Raw genomic sequence first — 7,303 nt, 5'->3', positions numbered from 1 at the left:
AGAACGCAGCTTCTTCCAGCTTAATTTGCTCTCGTTGAGGTAACAAAAGAGGGATAATAGCCGCCTTCAGGAGCGCGTAGATTTTTGACCACTTCAAACACTTGTTTGGCATAGGCACTGTCTGGATAAAGGTAGCGCCAGCCAAACGCCGCCTTGGTGCTAATGCTACGAAACTGCGGATACGGCTCATTCTTTTCGGTGATGGGTGCCCAGGCAACCCCGTTCGCATACACCGTGTTGTACAGAAAGTAGGGTGCGCCATCCAGATTGTCTTCTGAAACTGCTGTGAGTTGTCCAGTGGCTTCAAACCGTCGCTTCTGTGCCTCTAATACCCTGGCAGCATAATCTCCCAATTCTCCTGGTAGACCAAATTCAATGCCATCCAAAATGTAGGACTCACTCACCACATAATTATTGGCGTTGGTGTGTTGATAATCGCGTGTATCAACTGGAATTTGCAGTCCGTTGACATCCACAAAGGTAAACGGTTGGAGGGCGATTGCCTTGGGTGCTTGAAACCCCCACAACTCAAAGCCTCTAGCTGCATATTCCTCGTAGCCTAAGCGCCCTTCCTGCACGGGTAGCGTGGTGCCATCGGGAAGCACCGTTGCGCCGTAGAGCTGACCATTTTTAATGGCTTTTGCAACTTGCCATTTACCGACAATACCTTTGAGCCAATCGTTGTATTGAGGGTGGCAGGTACGGAGAATATGAAAGGCCGCCAGCATCCGTCCCAAATCCAGAGCTGACCAACCCAGTCCGCGATCGACAGGTTTGTTGTTATAATCCACCAGTTGCCCATTCGCTGCATGATAAACCTTATTGGGCAGGGTATCTTCAAACAGTTTGAGTCCGCTTAAGGTGGTTAAAAACTTGTTGAGGCGGGCATCAAAATCCGATTGAGGAATGAGGTTGAGCCAGCGGGCAGCATTGAGGGCTGTCAGGTAATTGCCCATATCCCACAGAGACCCGGAGGGATAACCATCAACGGAGTTGGTAAAACCGGTATCCGGTTGATAATTGTTGAGAAAATATTGCCATGCCGATCGGGCATACTCCTCTTCTTCAGACGTTAGGGGAGCGCTGAGAGCGGCACAACTTCCACCCGAAACAGGGCTGGCTGAAGGCGCAGGAGTCGGTGCCTGGGCAACACTCGGTGCAAGCGTGAATACCTGAAGGAGCAGTTGGAGGCTCATGCCTACCAAAAACCAGGCGATCGTCCTTAACCATTTTTGCTGACGATAGAACTTCATCATGGCTCAGTTCCTCACGATGGATAATCTCACGATGGATCGCAAAGCGTCGCTAAGGATTGATTCCTGCCCAAACGGTCAGAGGTTGCCCAACCTGCTTGTACAACAGGCTCTCTAGAATCACACCGTTGTTGTTGGCAGTGAGCGCTCGATTTGGCTGTTTTAACGTTTCGTAAAAGCCGTTGTACCAACCTTGATCAGACTTCAGGTTAGCGGGAACAAAGGCAAATAATTTTTGGGTGTATGGTGTGTTGTAAAGAACATGCCAGCCGATCGCCGCTTTGGCGCTGAAGAATCGCAAGTCGTTGCGTTGCTGGCGCGTGTCGGTAATGGTTGCCCAGGGTTGCCCGTTTACAAACAGGGTGTTGTAGACGAAGTAGGGGGCGCGATCGAGGTTATCTTCTGTCAATGCCGTAAGCTGTTGCGTTGCTTGATAACGCGCTTCTTGTGCAGCTAACACCCCATCAGCGTAAGCTTTTGGTAAGGATTGGAAACCAGTTTCAATACCATCCAGAATGTACGGCTCACTGAGCACATAATTATTGGCTTCAGAGGTTTTGTAATCGCGTCGATCGTAGGGAACGCGCTGTCCGTAGAGATTTACAAAGGCAACGTGAGTTTGAGTATTGAGTGCCTGTTTAACATCCAATCCCCACAGCTTCAACCCGTAAGCCGCATAGCTTTCGTAGCCCAACCGTCCTTCCTGGTTGTACTGCTCTTTGCTCTGCACGATCGCAGTGCCATAAAGTTGTCCATCTTTAGTGAGGCGTCTGAGTTGCCAGTGTTGCCAGACGGCGTTTGTGCGATCGCGCAATTGAGGATACTTCGTACCTACAATCTTGAGCCACAGTGCCATCCGTCCTAGATCCAGAGCAGACCAACCAATTTCATCTCGCTTATTTAATTGACCGTAATTAACAGGTATCAAGGTTTTCGCGTTGTAAACCTTATTTGGCAGCTCATTTTTATAAAGTGGTAAAGTTGCCAATGTCTTTAGCATGCGAGTCATTTTTGTCTCAAATTCACTCGCTGAGACAACGTTCATTTCCTTGGCACTGACGAGAGCTGCGATCGCCGCCGCCTGATCCCACAACGTAACGGACGCAAAACCATCGGCTGAATTCACTAATCCTGTCTTGTCATTCCAGTTCCGCTGAAAGTATCTCCAGGCTTGGCGGGCAATTTCAACCTCTGCGGGACTCAACGTGCTACCCCTCGCAAGTTCCAGCTTCGTTGCCTCTAGCTGCTTGGCGTTATCCGTTTGATCGAATGCACTGGTTGATTGAGCATCCAAATTAGCAATCTCTACCAATGCAGGGTCAACGGTTGTCGATTCCCCTATCCACTGGGAACCCACATAGCTCAACGAATCTGCCAGATGGTCTTGCCAATAATACCAGCCAGAGTCTAGTCCGCTCAAACCATGACCACCTGTGAACGCATGGAATTCGTGATCCACATCAAGCTGCTTGAGTACCTGGTGAAACGCTTCTGTTGAGTTTAGAAACTCTTTATCAGCCGATCCTGCTTCCAGATAAACCTTTAAGGGTTGATATTGTTCAGGAGCAAGCGTCTGAATGACATCCATAGGACTATTTTCAGAACCACTTCTATCGGTGAAATAGCCGCTGTGACTGAACAGAAGATGGAACCGATCGGTATAGCGCAACCCAATATTCAATGCGCCCCAACCACCTGAAGACACGCCACCCAACGCCCAAAAGCGAGGATCATCTAAAACGCGGTACTTCGATTTAATTTCTGTGGTTAAATCAGCCCCAATCAGCGTCGCAACTTTTCCATTCGCACCGTCAAAATACTGAGGATCCCATTTCGCGCTACTCCCTCGACGATCGTTCCCGTCGGGTGTAATCACGATCGCTGGAGGCAATTTGCCGTTTCGGTAAAGTTTGTAGAGCGTTTCGGTCAGCGCTCCACACGTCTGCCACCCCCCAGCATCGCCATGACCGCCATGCAGCAAAACAACGACTGGGTAAAGCGTTTGTGTGCGCTTGTCATAATCAGGCGGCAGTACAACACCATAGCTCCGGGTTTCTGCCATTGCCTTGCTGTAGAAGGTATTGGTTTGAAAGCGAATACCACGATCGGGTGCCATGCTCTGGTCAAATTTACAGGCAGCGGCTTGCCGTCTAACGGTTTTATCGAGCATGTTCTCTGTCAGATTGACTGCATCAGAAGCTGCTGTTGGTTGAGCTGATGTGGCAAGAGCCGTTTGGCGAAAATGGCTGGAGAGATGCTCCATCCCTGCAATCAGGGCGATCGCGGTCATCACTCCTCCCACCGTCGCCAGGATAGACCAACCTTTCGGGGGAGGCTCAAATTCAGGTTTCATTCAAAGTCTCTTCTTGGCAGATACGAATTCACCCTTAGAGTTCCCAGAGTTTTTATGAATAAGCTAGTCAGGTTTACGTAATTTGCTCGCGTCCCTGTGGAATCTACGTCCGTACAAATCTGATGCCGAGAATTTATACCAGTTTTGAGTTTTGAGTTTTGAGTTTTGAGTTACGGTAGCCGCACTCTGTAAACAGTTGGCCTTACAATCTGTAGCCTAAACAAGCAGAAATGGTATGAGATGAAAGAGAGTTCACTTTTTGAGCGCGATCGCTGACTCAGCTTTTCGCCTGCACGTTTTAATGACTACTGAGATCTTGCACCGCTTGCAACAACCCGCTCTGCAATAAATTGCGGGCTAATAGCAGGAAGTCCGTTTCAACGGACTGACGATCAACCCAGTTGGCTCTGAATTCACTAAAGTGGATTTGCCGCTGGTAGCCCGTTTGCATCGCGTTGCTGTAGGCATAATTTTAGTTCAGGGTAGGACGAAGCGATCGTTGAGATGCCTAAAATACGTCTGTTTGAGAATGGTGCAAGATCTGATACCAACTTGAATTGAAAATGCGACACATCTTGTAGGGGCAAGGCATTGCCTTGCCCCTACCCACCGATTGATCTGTAGCCGTTATTCTTTAAATCGGTATGAGACCACTCTTATACCATTTCAAATTGAAAATGCGGCACATCTTGTAGGGGCAAGGCAATTGCCTTGCCCCTACCCAGCGATTGATTTTTAGCCATCATTCTTGAAATCGGTATTACTAGCGTTGCGTTGTGTTGTTCACAGGCTCTTGAGAAAGATCCATTTGTGCAAGTTCAGCCGGAGAGACATAGCCAAACGCAGGATTTGTAACAGCCTTTTTGTAACCTTCATTCTTGCTGCCGTTGCTATTATAAAAAGCCCAGTCGCATTCCTTGTTGATATTGAAATAGAGAATGGCTCGGACTCCTGGTGCTGCTGCAAGGTAACTGTAGGCATCGTCTAACCATTGATCTTTCATACTCAAACTGGAGCCAGTTTTAGCCGTACTGGTGGTTGCAGTCTGAGCGATAAAGATGGGTTTTGTGGGTGCCATTGCCCGCATGCGATCGAGATAAGGGCCAAAGACCGCTTTGGGGGTATCCCACTGCTTCCATTGGCCTGCTGCGCTGTTACTGCAATAGCCCCAGTTGTAGGCACTAAATGCAATGACATCAACCTTGTCATCACCCGGATAGTAACGCTCAAAGCGTTGCTGGTTAGAACTCCAACCGTTGGGCACAAACACCCAGCGTACTGCTTTGGGCGGCACTCCACTCTTTACAAAGATTGTTTGAATGTGCTGGAATGACACCTTGTAGTTCTCTGGGTCTTCTCGGTAAGACTCCCAGGAGCCATTCATTTCTGGAAAGGGCGCAATGAAAACGGTGCGGTTTTGACCCTGCGATACCCACTTGGCATAAGCTTTAGCGGTTCTCTGAAGCGATCGATCAAGGTTTCCTCTGGCAATCTCTGCCATTGTGCGAGAAGAGGTGAGGTTGATGAAAGCGGTATAGCCCTTCTGTCGCAGCAGTTCTAACGGTACGGGGATATTGTAGTCAGGATTTGAGTCTTCGATATCAACGAAAAGCCCTGCGATCGAGAGCTGCTTTCCGGCCCAGCGATCGAGTTGATGCAGTTCTTTCTCAACCACATCCGGTTCGCCCAAATAGCCTGTTTGATAAATACCCAGCATGACTGGAGCGTTGGAACTTTTTACCAACGCCTGCTTCGATGTCGCGATGGGTTTGGCAGAAGCAGAGCGACCAGGATCACGGCTCAAAGCTGGAAGATGGCTATAGCTGGCTAAGGTTGCCAGTAGAAGGGGCAATAAAAGCAGTTGTCGCCTATTCCAAATAGCCTTGATGGTTTGAGGTGATGCGCTTTTATGGTTGGTTTTTCGATCAATCATCTTGAATTTAGGCAAGCCTATCCAGGTTTTCTTCTAAAGGGCCCATAGAAATGTCTCTATCATCAAAACTTGATTCGCAGCTGCCCTGTAATTGAGTTACTCCTATAATTGTCATCTCCAACGTTGCGGCTTTGGACATTCGATGAGGCATAGCCTAAATCTGCCTCCACACTGGGCGAAATCTTGACCGTGCAGCGCGCCTGATAGCCACTAGCAGGATCAACTTTGCCCTTCAGCCGTTGCTGCCCTAACGTCGCAGAGAGATGGCAACGCAGAAACTTAAAGACATCCCCTTCCCAACCAATCTCACCGTTGTACACCAAAAAATCAGGTGGAGAAAAGTAACCACTGCGGCTCTCAAGATCTTTGCGATAAACCCAGTTAAAGACATTAAGCGCCAGGGAAAATTGTCCGATTTTGCGCTCTAAACGGCTAAATGATTGCTCCTCAACATTGCCATCACTGTAGCTGCCAAGACGCAAAAGGGAGAAAAAGCTGGTATTGCGATCAATCTGCCAATAAATATTCGGACCAAATCTCCAGGCAGAAATCTGGTTATCTAACGTTTGGGCATTGAACTTGTAAGGCCCTTCTTCTAAAACACCAAACAAGGTTACTCCGGGCGTAACCTGACTCTGTAGCTCAACATCCAGATTTGGAGCAACCGGAAGGCGATCGAACACATCAACGCCAGCCGCAACTTTCAGCGTGGTAGTGGATGTCAGTTTGTGTTCCCACCCGACCTGAATGGGAACGTTGTTGACCGACTCAACACCGCGTTGCTTGAAGAAGTCAAAACCTGTTTTGAACCGGATTTTGTCACCATTTCGCAAACCAAACTGTGCCGTTTCTTCAATAATGCGGTTCTGTTGACCAAAGGTATCTTCATCATTGCGAAAGTCTGTTTGCAAACTCTGCAATCCTGCTACAGACGGCTCTCTATCATTAGCAGGAGGTCTTAGTTTGGGGGGCTGCGGCAACGGTAGCTGCAACTCAGGGTTGTAATTGTCCGGTCCCATACTAATGAGATCAGATGAGGTTGATGGAGTATTGGGAGTAGCAGGGTGTCTTTGGCGATCGCTCAGGACTGCAACAGAGTTAATTGGCTCTGCTAGCTTTGGTTCGGCTAGCATTAATGGGACGCTTGTCTGCACAGCAATCATGTCTTGTGAAGAAGCAGAAGACGCCAATGGTTCTGTCATGGCCCAGCAATTAGCGCTTCCAACGAACACCCAGACAATGCCGTTAGCGATCGCCCATCGCCAGACTGATGGCTGCAATTTCAGCCTTTCGTAAAGTGAAGATACGCAAACACAGACCTGTAGATCAAACATCACGGGTTCAGCTAAACGAGATAAAAGCTCAATTGGTCTCGCAGCTCCAAATTGGTGGGAAGGAGCAGCCATTTAGCTGCAACTAGGTCTACCACCACCTGCAACCTGTTGCGCTATCTGCTGTAGTGTTCCCTTGGTAGATAAATGAATCTTCACAGCTCTGGCCGTGCTACACGCTTTGTTTTTTCTACAGCTCCTCAAAAATGTATAGTGTGATACCGATTAAAAGAATGACGGCTACAGATCAATCGGTGGGTAGGGGCAAGGCAGTACCTTGCCCCTACAGGATGTGTCGCATTTTCAATTCAATAGGACTTACGCAGTTGGGGCGTAGAAAGGTGACATAAGACTTGAGGAAATCGCTAGAGTGAAGGTATTAGGACTTACGCACAAGCCATTTTGAGCGATGGATGTTTGAGTTGTTGACACA

General features: G+C 48.5%; 6 protein-coding genes. 1 reads left to right on the top strand and 5 read right to left on the bottom strand.

The annotated features are described in order from the left end of the window. Nucleotides 1-20 precede the first annotated feature (20 nt). The 5 genes from AC5JLP_RS02025 to AC5JLP_RS02005 all read right to left on the bottom strand — a co-directional run bounded on the left by AC5JLP_RS02025 (nucleotide 21) and on the right by AC5JLP_RS02005 (nucleotide 6,558). Nucleotides 21-1,256: a DUF3131 domain-containing protein gene (locus AC5JLP_RS02025; RefSeq protein WP_496066226.1), complete on the bottom strand. Its 1,236-nt coding sequence runs from the start codon at nucleotides 1,254-1,256 to the stop codon at nucleotides 21-23. A gap of 49 nt (nucleotides 1,257-1,305) precedes the next feature. After that, complete coding sequence (locus AC5JLP_RS02020; RefSeq protein ID WP_496066225.1) at nucleotides 1,306-3,606, bottom strand: DUF3131 domain-containing protein; 2,301 nt, start codon at nucleotides 3,604-3,606, stop codon at nucleotides 1,306-1,308. Nucleotides 3,607-3,904: 298 nt separating this feature from the next. Further along, nucleotides 3,905-4,057, bottom strand: a complete 153-nt coding sequence (locus tag AC5JLP_RS02015; protein WP_496066224.1) for a hypothetical protein — start codon at nucleotides 4,055-4,057, stop codon at nucleotides 3,905-3,907. Nucleotides 4,058-4,369: 312 nt separating this feature from the next. Beyond that, on the bottom strand, nucleotides 4,370-5,539 hold the full coding sequence (locus AC5JLP_RS02010) for a glycoside hydrolase family 26 protein (protein WP_496066223.1): 1,170 nt from the start codon (nucleotides 5,537-5,539) through the stop codon (nucleotides 4,370-4,372). A gap of 62 nt (nucleotides 5,540-5,601) precedes the next feature. Beyond that, entirely contained in the window at nucleotides 5,602-6,558 is a 957-nt protein-coding gene (locus tag AC5JLP_RS02005) for a hypothetical protein (protein ID WP_496066222.1), read from the bottom strand. A gap of 4 nt (nucleotides 6,559-6,562) precedes the next feature. Here AC5JLP_RS02005 and AC5JLP_RS02000 point away from each other — a divergent pair, with 4 nt between their 5' ends. Beyond that, complete coding sequence (locus AC5JLP_RS02000) at nucleotides 6,563-6,835, top strand: hypothetical protein (RefSeq protein WP_496066221.1); 273 nt, start codon at nucleotides 6,563-6,565, stop codon at nucleotides 6,833-6,835. The last annotated feature ends 468 nt before the right edge of the window (nucleotides 6,836-7,303 follow it).

Source organism: Stenomitos rutilans, assembly GCF_059505485.1.
This window is presented reverse-complemented; position numbering and strand designations above follow the sequence as displayed.

What these genes read in the sequence shown, in the direction of transcription:
- AC5JLP_RS02025 (WP_496066226.1), bottom strand. Translation starts at nt 1,256, where the DNA reads ATGATGAAGTTCTATCGTCAGCAAAAATGGTTAAGGACGATCGCCTGG.
- AC5JLP_RS02020 (WP_496066225.1), bottom strand. Translation starts at nt 3,606, where the DNA reads ATGAAACCTGAATTTGAGCCTCCCCCGAAAGGTTGGTCTATCCTGGCG.
- AC5JLP_RS02015 (WP_496066224.1), bottom strand. Translation starts at nt 4,057, where the DNA reads ATGCAAACGGGCTACCAGCGGCAAATCCACTTTAGTGAATTCAGAGCC.
- AC5JLP_RS02010 (WP_496066223.1), bottom strand. Translation starts at nt 5,539, where the DNA reads ATGATTGATCGAAAAACCAACCATAAAAGCGCATCACCTCAAACCATC.
- AC5JLP_RS02005 (WP_496066222.1), bottom strand. Translation starts at nt 6,558, where the DNA reads ATGGGACCGGACAATTACAACCCTGAGTTGCAGCTACCGTTGCCGCAG.
- AC5JLP_RS02000 (WP_496066221.1), top strand. Translation starts at nt 6,563, where the DNA reads ATGAGATCAGATGAGGTTGATGGAGTATTGGGAGTAGCAGGGTGTCTT.